Source organism: Gordonia neofelifaecis NRRL B-59395, from assembly GCF_000192435.1.
GTDB classification, from domain to species: Bacteria; Actinomycetota; Actinomycetes; order Mycobacteriales; family Mycobacteriaceae; genus Gordonia; species Gordonia neofelifaecis.
The window spans coordinates 1-17,081 of record NZ_AEUD01000023.1; the positions used below are offsets into that span (position 1 = coordinate 1).

Here is a 17,081-nt window from a genome sequence, read left to right on the forward strand (position 1 = left end):
GAACCCATCGGTGGATCCGGGTTGAGCGAGCGGAGCGAGTCGAAATCACCCCGCACCCGCCCCGAGAACCTCAGCCGACGGGAATCGCCACCGGCCGCTCGACCAGCGTGGTCTGCGCCGGATCGCCTCCGACGACTTCGATGACCTCCGCGACCACGTCGCCCTGCGGACGCCTGCGCACCTGCATCGACCCGTATCCGACCACGATCCACGCGATCAGCACGATGTACGCGGTGGCCGCGCCGGCACCGACCAGACCCGACGGGTTGAAGAAGGTGGCGCTGCGTAGCGCGGTCCCCGTCGCTCCGAGCGGCAGCGACTGGCCGACCGTCCCCCAGATCCCAGGCAGGAACTCCGGCGGCGACGCGATCCCGGCGAGCGGCATGCCGACGATCATCAGCAGCAGCGCGACCAACCCCATTCCGGCGGGCCCGATCACCGACACCACGCCCGCGACCAGCGACCCGATGGCCAGAATGCCGGTCGACATGGCCAGCCACTGCGCCCAGAACCCGCCCGTCAGCACGCCGATCCACATCGCGGCGCCGACCGCTGTCGCTCCGACCACGGCGGCCCCGATCGGCAGCATCACCGCCATGACCCGCCTGCGCCTGCCAACGGTGGCCGCCACCAGCCCGAGAGCCATGCCGGTCATGAAGACCGGGAGCACCACTGATCCGAAGCCGGAGCCTCGCGGATCGTCGGCCGCCGGGGGCGCGACATCGATCACCGGTCCGGCGTTCGGCAGTGCCGCACCGATCTGCGTGAGCATGGTGGCGACGGCGGGGCTGCCGCCGGTTGCGATCACCGTCTGCGGCTGCGGTGCCAGGACGAAGCCGCCGTAGACGACGCGGTCACGGGCCGCCCGGCGGAGTTCGTCCGCCGACGCGTAGGCGTGCACGTCGAACCCGCCGGGCTGCTTCTGCTCGAGCACCGAGTCCACCTGCTCCACCGCTCCCGCAGGTCCGACCACCCCGATCGGCACGTCGTGCGGCGTTCCGCGCGAGGCCGGACCGATGAACATCAGCAGCACCAGCGGAATCGCGATCGCCAGGCCGACGACCACGCCGGTCAGCTTCTTCGTCGTCGACATGACAACCTCCAAATAATTCAACAAACGTTGAATAGCAGGTTAGGCGCGCGCCCGAACTCAAGTCAACAGCTGTTGAATTCGGGCTATGCTCGACAGATGAGCGACGACGCCCCCGCCCGCACCGGCCGGCGCACCGGCGACAGCACCACGCGCGACGAGATCCTGGCGGCCGCACGAAAGTTGTTCAGCCAGAGCGGATTCGCGAAGTCGTCGATGCGGGCGATCGCGACCGAGGCCGGGGTCGACGTCGCGCTCGTCTCCTACTACTTCGGCAGCAAACGCGGACTCTTCGCCGCGGCCATGGCTATCCCGGGCGATCCGGTGGCCCGGGTGACGGCCGCGATCGAAGGGCCGCGCGATCAGCTCGGGACGCGTTTGATCACCGCGTTCACCACCCTGTGGGAGAGCGACGACGCCGGTCCCGCCCTGCACACGATGCTTCGGTCGGCGGCGAACGACGAGGGCGCGGCGAAGGCGTTCGGCGGATTCGCCTCCGACGAGATGATGCCGATCCTGTCGGAGACCGTCGGACTGTCGGAGGAGACCGTCCGGGCCGTCGCCAGCTGCATCTTCGGCCTCGCCCTGATGCGCTACCTGGTCGGCGCGCCCGCATTCACCTCCATGACCACGCAGGAGATCATCGACGACTTCGGGCCGCGCATCCAGGCGATCATCGATCTGTGAGGTCCGGGGTTCCGCAGATCACGCCAACCGCCGCACAAGGCCGTTCGCCCTTCCCAGGTCGGTCGAGCCGCCCGCGAACGAAGTGAGCGAGCGTGTCGAGACCTGCGTCCCAGTGCGCGGGGTCTCGATACGCCGCGGCTACTCGACCAGCTTGGGGGGCGGACCTTCACCTCATCGCGTCGGGCGCAGCCCCCAGCCTTCCGACGCCCGACCAGCCCCATAGATCAAAGCGGCGCATAAGGTTGACCGCTCACGTCCCGTGCCTGTGAAAACAGGCATTCTGGGCCGTGAGCGGTCAACCTTGTGCGCAGTGCGCCGTGAGCCTAGCGGCTGTCGCGGCCGCGTCCGGCGACACGGGCCGGACGTTTTCCGTACTTGTCGCCGCCCTGGCGGAATCCGCCCTTGCGACCGCGGTCGTCGTACCCGCGCGAACCGCCTCGAGGTCCGCCACGACCGCGCGGCGGACCCATGTCCGGACGCAGGTCGATCGGGTTCTTGCCGATCCGGGTGTGCTTGAGCATCCCGAGCGTCTCCGCGTCGAGATCGTTCGGCAGCTCCACGAGACTGAAGTCGTCGCGGATGCTGATGTTGCCGAAGTCGCCGCGGCTGAGCCCGCCCTCGTTGGCGATCGCGCCGACGATCGCCCCCGGCGACACCTTGTGCTTGCGGCCGACCGCGATGCGGTAGGTCGCGAAGTGACCACCGCCTCGCGGTGCGCGGTCCCGGCGCTCCGGACGTTCACGACGCTTCTGCCGAGGTCGGCACCGAGTGACGTGGGGTACTCCTCATCGCTCGCGACCTCGCACGGTCGCGAGTCTCCAGTGCGAGCGCCGCCGCGATGTCGGCCATCGCGACGTCGTTCTCCCGGGCGTAGTTCTCCACGAGTCCGCGGAACAGATCGAGATTGTCCGAGCCGAGGTTCGAGGTGATCGAGTCGGCGAACTTGGCGACACGCTGGGCGTTGACGTCGTCGACGCTCGGCAGGTCGATCTCTTCGAGATCCTGGCGGGTGTGCCGCTCGATGGATCGCAGCAGGTGACGCTCACGCGGCGAGACGAACAGCAGCGCGGTGCCCGACCGTCCGGCACGACCGGTGCGGCCGATGCGGTGGACGTACGACTCGACGTCGTGCGGGATGTCGTAGTTGACGACGTGCGAGATCCGGTCGACGTCCAGGCCGCGGGCGGCGACGTCGGTGGCGACCAGGATGTCGAGCGACCCGTCCTTGAGCTGGTTGATGGTGCGTTCACGCTGTGCCTGCACCATGTCACCGTTGATGGCCATGGCGCTGAGCCCACGGGCGCGCAGCTTCTCGGCGAGTTCCTCGGTGGCCGACTTGGTGCGGACGAAGATGATCATCCCGTCGAACTGCTCGACCTCGAGCACGCGAGTGAGTGCGTCGAGCTTCCGCTGGTGCGACACCTGCAGGTACTTCTGCGTGATGTTCTGCGCCGTCGCCGTCTTGTTCTTGACGGTGACTTCCTGCGGGTTGTTCAGGTATTTGCGCGCCAGACGGCCGATCGCGGCGGGCATGGTCGCGGAGAACAGCGCGACCTGCTTCTCGTCCGGCGTGTCGGCGAGGATGCGCTCGACGTCCTCGGCGAAGCCCATCGTCAGCATCTCGTCCGCCTCGTCGAGCACGAGGAACTCGAGCTGCGAGAGGTCGAGGGTGCCCTTGTCGAGGTGATCGATCACACGTCCGGGCGTGCCGACGATCACCTGCGCACCGCGGCGCAGGCCCGACAGCTGGATGCCGTAGCTCTGGCCGCCGTAGATCGGCAGGACCTTCACCTCGGGCATGTAGGTGGAGTAGCTGCCGAACGCCTCGGCCACCTGCAGCGCCAGCTCGCGGGTCGGCGCGAGCACCAGCGCCTGCGGCTTGCGGGCTGAGGTGTCCAGTCGGGTCAGCACCGGGAGCGCGAACGCCGCCGTCTTGCCGGTGCCGGTCTGCGCCAGACCGACGACGTCGCGGCCGTCCATCAACGGCGGGATGGTGGCCGCCTGAATCGGCGACGGGGTCTCATAGCCGACGTCATCGAGCGCCTTGAGCACACGAGAGTCGATGCCGAGGTCACCGAAAGCGGTGGACTCCCCGGCCGTAGACGCGGAAGAGCTGCTGTTCTCTGATTCGCTCATCGGCGAACATTCTTAGTCATCGGGTGTAGATAGTACCCCGTCAAGACCCTGTGACGCCCCTCACTGAGATGTGAGGTACGGTTCGTTTCACTTGGTTCTCGTTAGACAGATCAAGCAATTCGTATCACAAGGGGACGTCACCATGCAGGAGTTCACAACTCCATCCATCACGACAGTTGATGAGAACGCCACCACGATCACCGCGTTGCAGCGTTACCGGAGGGATCGCCCGACGCTGCCGCTGTTCCGCAAGCGCGCCGACTCCGGGCAGTGGGTCACCGTCACCGCGAGCGCCTTCGCGGACGACGTGGACGCCGTCGCGAAGGGTCTGATCGCCGCGGGCGTGAACCCGGGCGACCGCGTCGCACTGCTGTCGTCCACCCGCTTCGAATGGAGCCTCATCGACTACGCGATCTGGCGCGCGGGTGCGACCACCGTCGCGATCTACGAGACCTCGTCACCGGACCAGGTCGACTGGATCCTGACGGACTCGGCCGCGTCGATCCTGATCGTCGAGACCGCGGCGAATCGGTCGGCTCACCAGGAGGTCATCGCCGGCGCGCCCGCACTGCGCGAGACGCTGGTGATCGACGACGGCGCCGTCAACGCGCTCCGCAAGCGCGGCGCCGACGTTCCCGACTCGGCGCTCGACGAGCGCGAGGCCGGGGCGAAGGCGTCGGATCCGGCGACCCTGATCTACACCTCGGGTACGACCGGCCGCCCCAAGGGCGTGGTCCTCACGCACGCGAACTTCATCACCGAATGCGCCGCGGCCGCGGAGTCGGTGGGCAACGGTCTGTCGGAGGGCAAGTCGACGCTGCTGTTTCTGCCGCTCGCGCATGTCTTCGCCCGCGTGATCGCCGTCGGCTGCGTCGAGAACGGCGTGGTCCTCGGGCACACCAACGACATTCCGAATCTGATCCCCGACCTCGACGTCTTCAAACCGAACTACGTGCTGTCGGTACCGCGCGTGTTCGAGAAGGTCTACAACACCGCTGAGCAGAAGGCGATCGACGGCGGCAAGGGCAAGATCTTCGCGAAGGCCGTCGAGACCGCGATCGAGTACAGCCGGGCCGACGAGGCCGGCGAGGTGGGCCTCGTGCTCAAGGTCAAGCACACCGTCTTCGACAAGCTGGTCTACGGGAAGCTGCGCGCGGCCCTCGGCGGCAACTGCGAGGGCGCCATATCCGGCGGCGCGCCGCTCGGCGAGCGCCTCGGCCACTTCTTCCGCGGCGCGGGCGTCCCCGTGTTCGAGGGCTACGGACTGTCGGAGACGACCGCCGCGGTCACCGCGAACAACGAGGAGCACAGCCGCATCGGGTCCGTCGGCCGACCGGTGCCCGGCGTGAGCGTGAAGATCGCCGACGACGGCGAGATCCTGCTCAAGGGCCCGATGGTCTTCTCCGGCTACTGGCAGAACGATCAGGCGACCGCTGAGGCGATCCGGGACGGCTGGTTCCACACCGGCGACATCGGCCGCCTCGAGGACGGCTACCTGTTCATCACCGGCCGCAAGAAGGAACTGATCGTCACCGCCGGCGGCAAGAACGTCTCCCCCGCTCAGCTCGAGGACACCATCCGCGCGCACCCGCTGGTGAGCCAGTGCCTGGTGGTCGGCGACAAGAAGCCGTTCATCGCCGCCCTGATCACGCTCGATCCCGAGTCACTGCCGGGCTGGGTGGAGCGCAAGGGTCTGTCGGCGACGACGCCGCTGTCGGAGCTCGTCCAGAACGCCGACCTGCGCGCCGAGATCGACGAGGCCATCTCGAACGCGAACAAGACCGTGTCGAAGGCCGAGGCGATCAAGAAGTATGAAATCCTCGAGACCGACTTCACGATCGAGACGGGCGAGTTGACGCCCACTCTGAAACTGAAGCGGAACGTGATCCACGAGTCGTACCAGCAGGCGATCGCGGATCTGTACACGTGACCCCACCCGCGGGCGGGTCCGTCTGACTCCTGGAGTGTGACGAGCAATCTCTGACCTGTCCCGCGACGCTGATCGACCCCGCGACGGCGCACCGGCATCGAGCCCGGTGCGCCGTCGTCGGCATTTCCGGCCGTCGACGTCGGGTGGACGCGATCTCGCGATCGACGCGACGCGCGGCCTGGCGATCTGGAGCATGATCAGCCTGCATTTCGCCGCGGGGACCATCGCCTCGGCCCCGACTCACGCGTTTCCCTACGTCGACGGAATGAGCGCGTTCGTCCTGCTGTCGGGTCTGGTGCTCGGCATAGTGCATCAGCGATGGATCGGCCGCCTCGGGCTCCGCTACTCGACGCGGCGCCTCGTGCAGCGCGTGGCGGTGCTGTACGTGTGTCAGCTGTTCATCTCACTGGCGGCCGTCGCCGCATCGGAGGCCGTCGCGCCGAAGACGTTCCGCGAACTCGCGGTCCTGCCCGCGAATCCGTCGCTCGGGACGAAGCTCGAGTGGGCGGCGACCATGCGCTACCTGCCCAGCGGCGGGAACATCCTCCTGCTGTATCTGATCCTGATGGCGTCGGCGCTGGTGGTCGTGCCGCTTCTCGCCCAGCGGGCCTGGCCGCTGGTACTCGGCGCCTCGCTCGGCTTGTTCGCCGCGACGATGATCTGGCCGACCGGCACGACGGGAACGAGTTGGATGACGATCGAGTCGTTCCCCGGCGGGCCGCCGATCCAGAACTGGGCGGCGTGGCAGGGGGTTTTTGAACTCGCACATCCATGCTTTTCGTGCCTGCCCTGGTCATCGGCTGGAACTGGGACCGCTGGCGGGTGGCCGAGCTGATCGACCGGTGGCTCGTCGGCCTCCTGGTGATCTGCATGCTCGTCGGCCTGACCGTCGAGGACATGGTCGGTTCCGAGGATCTGCGCGGTCACGTCGTGCTGCTCATCGACAAGGTCGACATCGGTCCGGCGCGGGTCGTGTTGTCGTTCCTGGTCGTGACCTGCGTGTACGGCGTCTTTCGCGCCGTCCTACGCTGGTCGTGTCGCGATCTGCTGCGTCCGCTGGTGTCGACCGGCGCGCGCAGTCTCGACTCCTACGTGCTGCAGGCCGTGTGCCTGCTCGCGATCCCGATCCTGATCGTGGACCGTCCGTGGAAGCCGACGCTCGCCATCGTCATCGCGGTGGCGGTGTTCGCGGCGTGCTGGGCGTGGGCCGAGTTCCGCACCCGGCTGGGCGTCGACAAACTGCATCGCGCGCCGATGCTGATCGTCACGTCCATCGCAGACACCTGGGCGGGCAGAGGGCGGCGGGCACGCGGCCGGAACGGAGAGCGGAGTGATGAGCAGGCCGGACAAGAAGGTCCTCGGGTCCATCGGTGATCAGACACTGAGCGTCCACGGCGGCAACCACGTCGCGGGCGCGGGGTTCGGCGGCGAGGGCGACGCGGTCCGCGTGCCGATCATCATGGCGAACTCGTATCACCTGCCGCCGGACCCGTCGACGATGGACTGGTCCAATCCGGAGCACCTCACCTACACCCGGAACACCGGGATCAATCAGATCGCCCTGCAGGACAAGCTGTGCCGGCTCGAGCACGGCGGCGACGCCGTCGCCCTGGCCTCGGGCGTGGCGGCCCTGCACGCGGTCTTCTTCGCGCACGTGTCCGTCGGAGACCACGTCGTCGTCTCCGACACCACCTACGAGGCGACGTACAAGCTGTGGACGTCCCTGCTCCCCCGCAAGTACGGCATCGAAGCGACGTTCGTCGACATCACCGATCACGACGCCGTCGTCGCCGCCATCCGCCCGAATACCCGGCTCATCGCCACCGAGGTGATCGCGAATCCGACCACCAAGGTCGCCGACATCGCGGCCCTGGCCGAGATCGCCGACTCCCGCGGCATCATCCTGATGGTCGATTCGACGTTCACGCCGCCGCCGCTCTACCGGCCGCTCGACGACGGGGCCGGGCTCGTCGTCCATTCGCTCACCAAGTACATCAACGGCCACGGCGACGCGATGGGCGGAGCGGTCATCGGCCGGGCCGACCTGGTCGAGCCGATCCGGTCCGAGGCGATGGTCGACGTCGGCGGCGTCATCTCGCCGTTCAACGCCTGGCTGATCATGCGCGGCTCAGTGACGCTGCCACTGCGCCTGCGTCAGCACCAGGAGTCCGCGCTGGAGATCGCGCGCTTCCTCGAAGCCGACGACCGCGTCGCCTACGTCGCCTATCCCGGCTTGGAGAGCCATCCGCAGCACCGGCTGGCACAGCGACAGTTCGGCGACGGCACCCGCGGCATGGGCGGTTACGGCGGCATCATGGCCTTCGCGCTCAAGGGCGATCCCGACCTGCAGAACCGCTTCGTGAACGATCTGAGGGTGGTGACCTCCGCGGTCTCGGTCGGGCACGACGAGTCGTTGATCGTCCACGTCGGCACCGGCGGTCCCCGCGTGGCCGCGTATCCGGACGGCTTCCGCGAGTACGGGCATCTCCGTTTCTCGGTGGGGCTGGAGGACGTCGACGACATCAAGGCGGACCTCGCGGCCGCACTCGACTCGGCGGTTCCGCGCTGACTGCGCGCCCCTACCATTGACCGGTGCTCTCCTCCCTGGCGTCGTTCACGTTCGCGTCGGCGCTCCTCGTTCTACTTCCCGGCCCCGATTCGCTCGTGGTGATGCGCGGACTCACGCGGGACGGCAGAGCCGGCGGAATCCGGACCGCGCTCGGCGTGGTGTGCGGTCTGCTGGTGTGGATCGTCGCGGCGGTGCTGGGACTGTCGGCCGTGCTGCAGATGAGCGAGATCGGCTACGAAGTCCTCAAGATCGTCGGCGGCTGCTATCTGGTGATCCTCGGAGTGCAGACGCTGCGGTCGATTCGGAGCTTGAAGTCGCCGGACGCGGACGGTCCCGCAGCCCCGATGCCCCGCAGTCGACGAGCCGGATTCCTGACCGGCTTCACCACCGACATCCTGAATCCGAAGATCGGCATCATGTTCATCACGCTGCTGCCGGGGTTCGTGCCCGACGGCTATCCGGTCGGGTGGACCACCCTCGCGTTCGGCCTCGTATACCTCGTCCTGACCTGTGTCTACTTCGCCGCGCTCATCCTCGCGGCGGAGAAGATCGGCGCCTGGATGCAGGCTCCGCGCATCCGCCGCCGGATCGATCTGATCGCCGGGCTGGCCCTGGTCGGGTTCGGTCTGCGACTGGCGACGGAATTGCGCACGCGCTGAAATCTGCCTCTACACGCCGATCCGAGGGCATATTGCCCTCGGACCGGCGCCACGCGACAGATTTCCGCAGCGGAGTCCGCGGTGTCGCGCATCAGTCCGTGCGGTACAGGATTCCCCGCCCGATCGCCTCGCGGATCGATGGCATCGCGGCCTCCGCGAGGGCATCGGCGTCGACGCCGTGGAAGTCGGCGAGCAGGGTGATCAACGCGGCCAGCGGAACCTCGCCGCGGCACCCCGCCAGCAGCGCGGTGAGCACCTCGTCGACCGGGAGCACCGCGCCCGGCCCGCCCGGCCGAGTCACCGCGGCGCTGACCTGCTGCCAGCCGTCGTCGCCGGGCAGCGACTGCGTCTCCAGAAACACCGGCGACGTGGAGAGCCGGGAGGCGAGCAGATCGGCGTCGTCGTTCTCACGGAGGAAGTCGCGGCGGGCCCAGAAGGACTGGGCCTCGAAGCCGGTGACCTCCTGGCCCGCCGCGGTGATCTCCTCGATCACCACGTCGGCCGGACGATCCCGGGCGACCGCGGGCTTGCGGAAGGTGATCGACCCCATTCCGACGGCGACGATGCCCTCCGCCTCGAACCAGTCCAGCCAGCGTGCCCCGCGCTCGGCGGCGTCGACCACCGACTCCCCCGCATCCGACACCCACAGCGAGACGTAGCTGATCGGGTCGGCCAGCTCGCGCTGCACCACCCAGGCGTCCAGTCCGGTCGACTCGACCCAGGCGCGGACGCGTTCGTCCCACGCGTCGACGTCCCGCACCACCCAGTTCGCGAGGATCTGCGCCACGCCACCGGGGTTGAGGTGGTCGCCGATCTGCTCGACGAGCTGCCTGCTGATGTCGTCGCCGACCATGCCGGAGTCTCGATAGATGTAGTCCTGGGCACCCGTGCCGACCACGAACGGCGGATTGGAGACGATCAGGTCGAACCTCTCGCCGGCGACCGGCTCGAACAGACTGCCCTCGCGGAGGTCCCAGTCGAATCCGTTGAGGCGCGCCGTCGCCGCCGCCAGCGCGAGCGCCCGGCGGTTGGTGTCCGTGGCGACGATCTCGTCGCAGTGCGACGCCATGTGCAGCGCCTGCACTCCGCACCCGGTGCCGACGTCCAGTGCGCGGCCGAACGGCGTGCGGATCACGGCCTGCGCCAACGACATCGATGCCCCGCCGATGCCGAGCACATGGTCGTGCGCGACCGCACCCGGACGCATCGAGGCGTCCTGATCGGCGACGACGAGATGGTCGGCGTTGTCGCTGCCGTGCGGCCGGATGTCGAGGATCGCGCGCACTCCGCCGTCCGCTTCCTCGATCACCCGCTGGTCGAAGAGCGCACCTACGCCGACGCTCGGCAGTGCCGCGGCGACGTCGTCGACGGGCTCGGTCGCACCGAGCAGGAACAGTCGGATCAGCGTCGCGAGCGCGGCGTCGTCGGCCCCGGCGCGCCGCGTCTGTCGCAGCGCGGGCCACCACACGCCGCCGACCAGCGCCCCGCTCGCCTCCTCGCCGAGAAGGGACGCAATGCCGTCCGACGAATAGCCCGCCGCGCGGAGGTCCGCACCGAGCGCGTCGACGAGGTCAGGGGCGTCCAGAGGGTAGCGAATCACCGCCTGAGCGTACCGGTACAGTTGCCTTGCACGCGCGAGTGGCGGAATTGGCAGACGCGCTGGATTTAGGTTCCAGTACCCACTAGTGGTGTGAGGGTTCAAGTCCCTTCTCGCGCACCAAGAAACGACCGGCCCGGAGTGTCACACCCGGCGGAGTGGACGGCTCGAGATCGCCTCGCGGTCAGCGTAGAGCGGGAGTTCCTCGCCGGTGGTCTTCAGCTCGCCGGGTGCGAACAGTCGGGCGGGATCCAGATACACGTCCTCGTCGAAGAACTCACTGACGATCGCGCGCACCGGCGGAGAGCCGGGGGTCAGGGTCCGCGCGACGGCGTCGCGCACGTACCCCTTCCGCAGCGGGTGGAGCAGCGCGGACGACGGCGTGTGCACCACGTGCCAGCCGTGGAAGAACTCCTCCTCCGACAGCCGGTCGGGCTTCGGGAACCACGTGAAATGGGTCAGCAACTCCCCCGGCTCCACCGCCTGCGGCACCGACTCCGTCACCAGGTACGCGTCGCCGGAAACCTGGTCGACCACCTGCGGCCACACGTCGACCGAATCCAGCCACAGTTGCGCGACACCGCGCAGCGACTGTCCCTGCCCCATCAGCAGCGGGGCGTTCGGCAGATCGGCCGCCACCGACACCTGCAGCTCGCGCAGACCGGGAACGCTCAGCTCCCGCGCCCGATTCGCCGCGTCGTCGTCCCAGATCAGCAGATCAACCTTCTCCACAGCACGCCTCTCATCCGTCCGCATCACACGGCACAACTAGAACGTGTTTCAGATTAGGGCGATGCGCGAAGTTGCGGGGCTGTTCGGCGGACCTATTCGACCACCAGCCCGAGATGCGCGGCGAAGTGCGCCGCGAACTGCACCACCTGATCACTGTCGACCACGGCGCCGCGCAGCCCGTCGAGATGCCGGACCGTCTCGATGTCGGCGCCACGCAGGTCGACGTCGATCAGCGTCGACCGGTGGACCTCCAGCGCGCGCACGGTGCAGTTCTCGAAACTCATCCGCGCGACGGCCGCCTCGCTGAGATCGAGCTCGTCGATCCGGCAGTCCCGGAAGACGACGTCGCGCACGTCGCTGCCGCGCAGGTTCACCAGCCCGAGTCTGGAGTCTTCGACCACCAGCGACCGGACCTTGCCCTCGAACAGATCGAACGCGCCGACCCGGCTGCCACGGAGTCGGACGTTCCGGATCGAGGCGCGCGCCGCCGACAGACGCGGCGCGTTGATGCCTGCGAGCACCGAGTCGAAGATCCGGCCGCCGCCGAGCTCAACGGAATCGATCGTGAGGTTCGACAGCTCACAGTCGGTGAGCGTGAGGCCCGACAAGTCACGATCGACCAGCTCAGCATCCTGGAAGCGGCCGAACTCGATCGACTCGTGCGCCTGGAGCGCGTCGACGGTCAGGTCGTCGAGTCCGGTCAGATTGAGCCGATCGATCTTGGGTCTCCGGATGGGTCTGCTGCGCTCGCGTCGGTCCGATTCCACAGTCGCGACTCTAGCGCCGGCGTCGGACAACCTGCCCGCTACACCTGCCAGCCCTCCGACTCGCGCCAGCGCGTCCACAGATCGGCGAACACGCCGCCGCGTGCGAGCAGTTCGTCGACGGCACCGGAGTCGACGACGCGGCCCTCGTCGAGCACGACCACCGAGTCGGCCAGGGCGACCAGCGCCGGTCGATGCGTCACCGCCACGACCGTCCGCGTGCCGCGGATCCGCCGCAGGGAATCGACCACGGCGCGTTCGGTGATCACGTCCAGCGACGACGTCGCCTCGTCGACCAGCAGCACCCCGGCGCGCTTGGCGAGTGCCCGCGCGAGTCCGACCCGCTGACGTTCGCCGCCCGACAGAGTGTTGCCGCCGTCGCCGATCCGCGAATCCCAGCCGTCCGGCAGCGACTCGGGGACCGCGTCGAGCTGCGCCAGATCCGCGATCTCGGCCAGCTCCGGCGTGGTGCCCGTGGCGACGTTCTCCAGGAGAGTGCCCGGCTTGAGCGAGGTGCTCTGGAAGACGACAGCCGACTCCCCGAGCCGCCGGGCCGAGGTCGCGGGCGCGCCGTCGACCAGCACGGCGCCCGCGGTCGGCTCACGCAGACCGGCGAGCACGTCGAGCAGCGTCGACTTGCCCGACCCCGAGGCGCCCACGAGCACGGTGATCTCACCCGGCCGCACGTCGAGGTCGACCTCGTTGAGCGCGCGGGTGCCGTCCGGGTAGGTGTAGCCGACCGAGCTCAGCTGAATGGACGTCGGCACACCGGTGCCCGGGACCACGGTGGCGGTCTCGCCGGCGTCCGCCTCCTCGGCGACGAGCTCGCGGAGCTCTCCGAGCAGCCGTTCCACGCCGGCGATCGGCGTCGCCAGCAACGACAGCGACCCGGTCGTCTCGACGACGCGGAGCAGGACCACGATCATCGCGGCGGCCGTGACGCCCGAGAGGTCGCCGTCGAGATAGAGAGCGCCGGTGGTGACGCCGAACGCGAGCAGCACCAGTTGCCCGGTGACGGTGAAGAGCAGGTCTCCCGGAATCTGCCAGGCCAGCAGTCGCAGTCCGCGACGTCGCGATTCGGTCACCACGGCGTCGACAGTCGTGCTGCCGACCCCGGCCGCCCGCAGGGTGGGCTGCGCCCAGCCGAACTCGAACATCCGATCGTCGAGCGCCCGCCCGGCCTCGGTGAATCCCTCCTCCGACTTCGCGACCGACCGGCGGCCGACATAGAACGCGCCGAGCAGCACCACTCCGCCGACGAGCGCGACCAGCGCGAGCGGCCAAGACACGAACAACAGTCCGACGGCGAGCATCGGGATCAGCAATGCCGCGTGGATCAACGGCGAGAACAGCAGCACGACCGCCGACGTCGACTCCGGCCCGGACTTGGTCACCAGGCTCCGCAGGCGGGAGGCCCGGTCGCCGTGCAGATCCGCGGTGTCGAGCCTGCGGATCGCCGCGATCCCGGCGCGTTCGGCAGCGTCGACGAGCCCGAATCCCATCCGGAGCCCGGCGCGCGTGGCGAGGATGTCGGCCGTCCACCCGGCCGCGAGCACCACTGCCATCACCGCGACCCAGATCCAGGCATCCGATGGACTCTCGCCGAACAGCGCGCGGAGCAGCGGGATCAGCAGCAGGACCGCGGCGGCCTGCAGCGCGGTGGACACCGCGGTGAGCGTGTAGAACGCGACGCGGTGGGGGCGGCCGTCGTCGCCGGTGATCGCGCGGACGTCGGCAAAGATTGTCGGGAAGACCCGCGCGGTGTCGGTGCCGGTGGTCGAAGCCGTACTCATCGGAGTGCCTCCTGTGCCTGAGCGGTCATCGCCGCGTACCGTCCGCCGAGTTCCAGCAGTCGGGATCCGGTCCCCTGCTCCACGATGCGCCCGCCGTCGAGCACCACGATATGGTCGGCGTCGGCGATCGTGTGCAGCCGGTGCGCCACCACCAGGACCGTGCGGCCCGCGAGCAGCTTCGACAGTCCCTGCCGCACTTCCCATTCCGAGTCCGGGTCGGCGGCCGCGGTCGCCTCGTCGAGGACCACCAGACGCGGATCGCCGAGCAGCGCGCGGGCGATGGCGAGCCGCTGACGTTGGCCGCCGGACAGACTGTCGCGGTCGACGATCGTGTCGTAGCCGTCGGGCAGCGACTCGATGACGTCGGCGATGAACGCGGCGCGGGCGGCCTCGCGGATCGCGGCGCGATCGACACCCGGAACGCCGAGTGCGATGTTCTCCGCGATCGTGCCGCGGATCAGCTGGACGTCTTGCAGGACGACGGCGATGCGCCGCCGCAGCTCCGCCTCGGGGATGTCGCGGAGGTCGACGCCGTCGAGCAGCACCGCTCCGGAATCGGGGTCCCAGAGTCGCGCCACGAGAGCGGCGACGGTCGACTTGCCCGCGCCCGACGGGCCGACGACGGCGGTCGTGCCGCCGGCGCGCAGGTCGAGGGTCAGATCGCTGATCACCGGTCGTCCGGGGGTGTAGCCGAACGTGACGCCTCGCAGCTGGACGTGCGCCGGCCCGGTCGGATCGACCACCTCGGCCCCGCTCGGTTCGACGCCCTCCAACTCGCCCGCCGACAGCAGCAGATCCAGCGAGGTCTTGCCGTTCATGCCCTCGCGGAGCCCGCCGATGGCGTACGACGCGGCGAGCAGACGGTCGCCGAACGACGTTCCGAGGATGAGAAACGGCAGGATCGCCACCGCATTCATCTGTCCGGTGGTGATCAGCGCGGTGCCCGCGAGCGCGACCACGACCATCGAGGTCGTCGGACGGTTGAGCTGCAGGATCACCGACTTGGTGTCGATGGTCGCGCGCTGCCAATCCTTCATGAACTCGGTGACGCGACGCAGTTGGGCGGGCAGATCGGTGGTCGCGCGGTCGCCGAACACCCGGCTCACCTGCTGGGTCGAGATGTACCGCTCGGCGTCACCGGGCAGTGTCGCATCCCATCGCATCTTCTGTTCCAGACGCGGCTTGTCGGCGGTGGCGAGCCTGCCCATCGCGACGACGTACAGGATCACCGGCAGCAACAGGACCAGCGCCAGCGCCCAGCTCACCGAGAACAGGTAGCCGAGGATCACCAGCGGGGTCACCACCGCGGCCACCAGGTCGGGAACGGCGTGTGTGACTAGGTAGTGGAGCGACGAGATGTCGTCGGTGACCAGCTTCTTGACCTCGGAGCTGCGTCGTCCGGCGAACCATCCGAGCGGCAGTCGAGTGAGTTTGCCGAGGACGCGTCTGCGCAGCGCCGCCGCGTAGTTCTGGTCGTAGACGTGCAGCACGGTGATCAGCACCGCGCTGCCGACCGCTCCGACCGCCAGCACGATCACCGCCGCCACCGCGACGTCGATGAGCTCCTGCCGGTCGGCACCTTCCACCAGCAGTCGTGCCAGTTCGGCGAACAGGATAAGCGGGACCACCGCGAGCACGGCCAGCACCAGCGCGAACAGTCCGGCGACGATCAGTGCCGGGAGCGCGGGCTTGAGAACGGACTCGGCGGGTTCGACGGGCGTCGACGCGCGGACTGGCATCTCAGCGTCGGCCGGAGTCGGCCGTGCGCCTGCGTCGACCGCGACGGTGTCCGCCACGACTTCGCTCTCAGTCGCCGTATCGATCTGTTTTCCCATCGCACGACCGGCCATCCAGTAGGCCTGCGTGTGCATGGTCGCCTTGTTCTGCTCGTGATTCACGCTCAGCACGCCCTTGGCGAGGCGCGTCGCCTTGCTCTCGGCGGTCACCCAGGTGTGCCAGCCGCGGTAGTCGTCGTGGCCGATGGCGTCGGTGAGCGCGCGGCGGTCGGACCTGGTCGGCACCCAGTCGACGACTAGTCCGGCCCGGTCGGGCATCGGCAGGTCGCGGTCGTCGTCGTTCTCGTATTCGATGACGACGCGGATCGGGACGTCGTCGGCCACGTGGTCGATGACGCGGATGATCGCGGGCCAGGCGGCGACGTCGCCCATGAGCAGGTAACCGCGCGGTGCGTCGCCGTCCCCGCCGACGTCGTATCCGTCGCCGCCGAGGCGGGTCATCAGCAGTTCGTCGCCCACCTGCGCGGTCCGCGCCCACATCGACGCGGGACCCGCCGGTTCGTGAACGAGGAAGCAGATTCCGAACGTTCCGTTACCCGGATCGGGATCGAGCAGCGTGTACCCGCGTTGGTGGAACTTAGATCCGCCGCCGACGTCCGGGAACCATGCCCGAATCCACGCCGCGGGCTTCTCTCCGCCGATGTGCAGGATCTCGTCGCACTGGAAGTCGATCCGCACCACGTGCTCGGTGACCCACTCCACCCCGGTCACCGTCGCCGGGTGATTCTTTGCTCCGAGAGCGCGCAGCATCGCTCCCTGGAACCCCTTGCCCATGTCGATCCCATCGTCTGACCCGCCAGTTGCCTAAGATTAGGCTTAGCTAATTATTAGCAGACTGGTGTCCGACGGCACAGTGGGGGCGGACTCACCGGGGCCAGGTCACACCGGTCGACCGGGTACCTTCGAAGGTGTGAACTACTCCCCGTCGTCGACCGCCAAACGACGTCACCGCCCCGCGCTCATCGTGCTGGTGGCGGTCGCGGCGATTGCGTGCCTCGCCCTCGCCTGGTGGCAGTGGGGCCGGTACGAGTCGTCGTCCGGCACCGGTCAGAACCTCGGCTACGCACTGCAGTGGCCCGCATTCGCGGTCGCCGTCGTCTACGCGTACCGCCGGTTCGTGGTGATGGAGGCAGACCCCGACGCCGAGCGACGCGACCGCGACGAACCGACCGAGATCCCCGAGGGCATCCTGCCGGACCGCCCCACCAAGAACGATCCGTCCGTCTCGGCGATCCTCGACGCCGCCCCCGACGACGACCTCGCCGAGTACAACAAGTACCTCGCCGAACTCGACAAGCACCCGAAGCACGACTGACGCACACCGCTGT

The 17,081-nt window shown here is 68.7% G+C and carries 13 protein-coding genes, 1 tRNA gene and 1 pseudogene; 8 read left to right on the forward strand and 7 right to left on the reverse strand.

The window, feature by feature from the left end; translation table 11 throughout:
• Positions 1-70: 70 nt before the first annotated feature.
• On the reverse strand, positions 71-1,093 hold the full coding sequence (locus SCNU_RS18525; RefSeq protein WP_009680952.1) for an ABC transporter permease: 1,023 nt from the start codon (positions 1,091-1,093) through the stop codon (positions 71-73).
• A 96-nt stretch (positions 1,094-1,189) separates the two neighbouring features.
• Here SCNU_RS18525 and SCNU_RS18530 point away from each other — a divergent pair, with 96 nt between their 5' ends.
• Entirely contained in the window at positions 1,190-1,777 is a 588-nt protein-coding gene (locus tag SCNU_RS18530; RefSeq protein WP_009680953.1) for a TetR/AcrR family transcriptional regulator, read from the forward strand.
• A gap of 323 nt (positions 1,778-2,100) precedes the next feature.
• Here SCNU_RS18530 and SCNU_RS18535 read toward each other — a convergent pair.
• Positions 2,101-3,913 (reverse strand): annotated as a pseudogene (locus tag SCNU_RS18535) (DEAD/DEAH box helicase).
• A 142-nt stretch (positions 3,914-4,055) separates the two neighbouring features.
• Here SCNU_RS18535 and SCNU_RS18540 point away from each other — a divergent pair.
• The 5 genes from SCNU_RS18540 (at position 4,056) to SCNU_RS18555 (ending at position 9,071) form a co-directional block, all read left to right on the forward strand.
• Positions 4,056-5,843, forward strand: coding sequence for an AMP-dependent synthetase/ligase (locus tag SCNU_RS18540; RefSeq protein WP_009680954.1), 1,788 nt, complete (start codon positions 4,056-4,058; stop codon positions 5,841-5,843).
• Between the two features lie 106 nt (positions 5,844-5,949).
• Positions 5,950-6,678, forward strand: a complete 729-nt coding sequence (gene opgC, locus SCNU_RS20995) for an OpgC domain-containing protein (protein ID WP_274378032.1) — start codon at positions 5,950-5,952, stop codon at positions 6,676-6,678.
• On the forward strand, positions 6,624-7,217 hold the full coding sequence (gene opgC / locus SCNU_RS21000) for an OpgC domain-containing protein (protein WP_274378033.1): 594 nt from the start codon (positions 6,624-6,626) through the stop codon (positions 7,215-7,217). The genes opgC (SCNU_RS20995) and opgC (SCNU_RS21000) overlap by 55 nt, the downstream gene beginning before the upstream one ends.
• Complete coding sequence (locus tag SCNU_RS18550; protein WP_009680955.1) at positions 7,177-8,412, forward strand: trans-sulfuration enzyme family protein; 1,236 nt, start codon at positions 7,177-7,179, stop codon at positions 8,410-8,412. The genes opgC (SCNU_RS21000) and SCNU_RS18550 overlap by 41 nt, the downstream gene beginning before the upstream one ends.
• Positions 8,413-8,435: 23 nt before the next feature.
• The gene (locus tag SCNU_RS18555) at positions 8,436-9,071 is read left to right on the forward strand and encodes a LysE family translocator (protein ID WP_009680956.1); all 636 of its coding nucleotides are present in this window, start codon (positions 8,436-8,438) and stop codon (positions 9,069-9,071) included.
• Positions 9,072-9,162: 91 nt separating this feature from the next.
• Here SCNU_RS18555 and SCNU_RS18560 read toward each other — a convergent pair whose 3' ends face one another.
• The gene (locus tag SCNU_RS18560) at positions 9,163-10,671 is read right to left on the reverse strand and encodes a DUF7782 domain-containing protein (RefSeq protein ID WP_009680957.1); all 1,509 of its coding nucleotides are present in this window, start codon (positions 10,669-10,671) and stop codon (positions 9,163-9,165) included.
• 32 nt (positions 10,672-10,703) lie between these two features.
• Here SCNU_RS18560 and SCNU_RS18565 point away from each other — a divergent pair.
• Positions 10,704-10,791 (forward strand) — tRNA-Leu (locus SCNU_RS18565).
• A gap of 21 nt (positions 10,792-10,812) precedes the next feature.
• Here the strand turns inward: SCNU_RS18565 and SCNU_RS18570 are convergent.
• The 4 genes from SCNU_RS18570 to SCNU_RS18585 all read right to left on the reverse strand — a co-directional run bounded on the left by SCNU_RS18570 (position 10,813) and on the right by SCNU_RS18585 (position 16,527).
• Complete coding sequence (locus tag SCNU_RS18570; RefSeq protein WP_009680958.1) at positions 10,813-11,400, reverse strand: hypothetical protein; 588 nt, start codon at positions 11,398-11,400, stop codon at positions 10,813-10,815.
• 92 nt (positions 11,401-11,492) lie between these two features.
• On the reverse strand, positions 11,493-12,167 hold the full coding sequence (locus SCNU_RS18575) for a pentapeptide repeat-containing protein (RefSeq protein WP_009680959.1): 675 nt from the start codon (positions 12,165-12,167) through the stop codon (positions 11,493-11,495).
• A gap of 38 nt (positions 12,168-12,205) precedes the next feature.
• Positions 12,206-13,957, reverse strand: a complete 1,752-nt coding sequence (locus tag SCNU_RS18580; RefSeq protein WP_009680960.1) for an ABC transporter ATP-binding protein — start codon at positions 13,955-13,957, stop codon at positions 12,206-12,208.
• Positions 13,954-16,527 (reverse strand): ABC transporter ATP-binding protein/permease, encoded by a 2,574-nt coding sequence (locus SCNU_RS18585; protein ID WP_009680961.1) that lies wholly within the window; start codon positions 16,525-16,527, stop codon positions 13,954-13,956. Before SCNU_RS18585 ends, SCNU_RS18580 begins: the two co-directional genes overlap by 4 nt.
• 136 nt (positions 16,528-16,663) lie before the next feature.
• Between SCNU_RS18585 and SCNU_RS18590 the strand changes: the two genes are divergently transcribed.
• Positions 16,664-17,068, forward strand: coding sequence for a glucitol operon activator (locus tag SCNU_RS18590; protein ID WP_009680962.1), 405 nt, complete (start codon positions 16,664-16,666; stop codon positions 17,066-17,068).
• The last annotated feature ends 13 nt before the right edge of the window (positions 17,069-17,081 follow it).

Coding starts and splice junctions, on each gene's coding strand:
- SCNU_RS18525 (WP_009680952.1), bottom strand. CDS start 1,093: ATGTCGACGACGAAGAAGCTGACCGGCGTGGTCGTCGGCCTGGCGATC.
- SCNU_RS18530 (WP_009680953.1), top strand. CDS start 1,190: ATGAGCGACGACGCCCCCGCCCGCACCGGCCGGCGCACCGGCGACAGC.
- SCNU_RS18540 (WP_009680954.1), top strand. CDS start 4,056: ATGCAGGAGTTCACAACTCCATCCATCACGACAGTTGATGAGAACGCC.
- SCNU_RS18550 (WP_009680955.1), top strand. CDS start 7,177: ATGAGCAGGCCGGACAAGAAGGTCCTCGGGTCCATCGGTGATCAGACA.
- SCNU_RS18580 (WP_009680960.1), bottom strand. CDS start 13,957: ATGAGTACGGCTTCGACCACCGGCACCGACACCGCGCGGGTCTTCCCG.
- SCNU_RS18585 (WP_009680961.1), bottom strand. CDS start 16,527: ATGGGCAAGGGGTTCCAGGGAGCGATGCTGCGCGCTCTCGGAGCAAAG.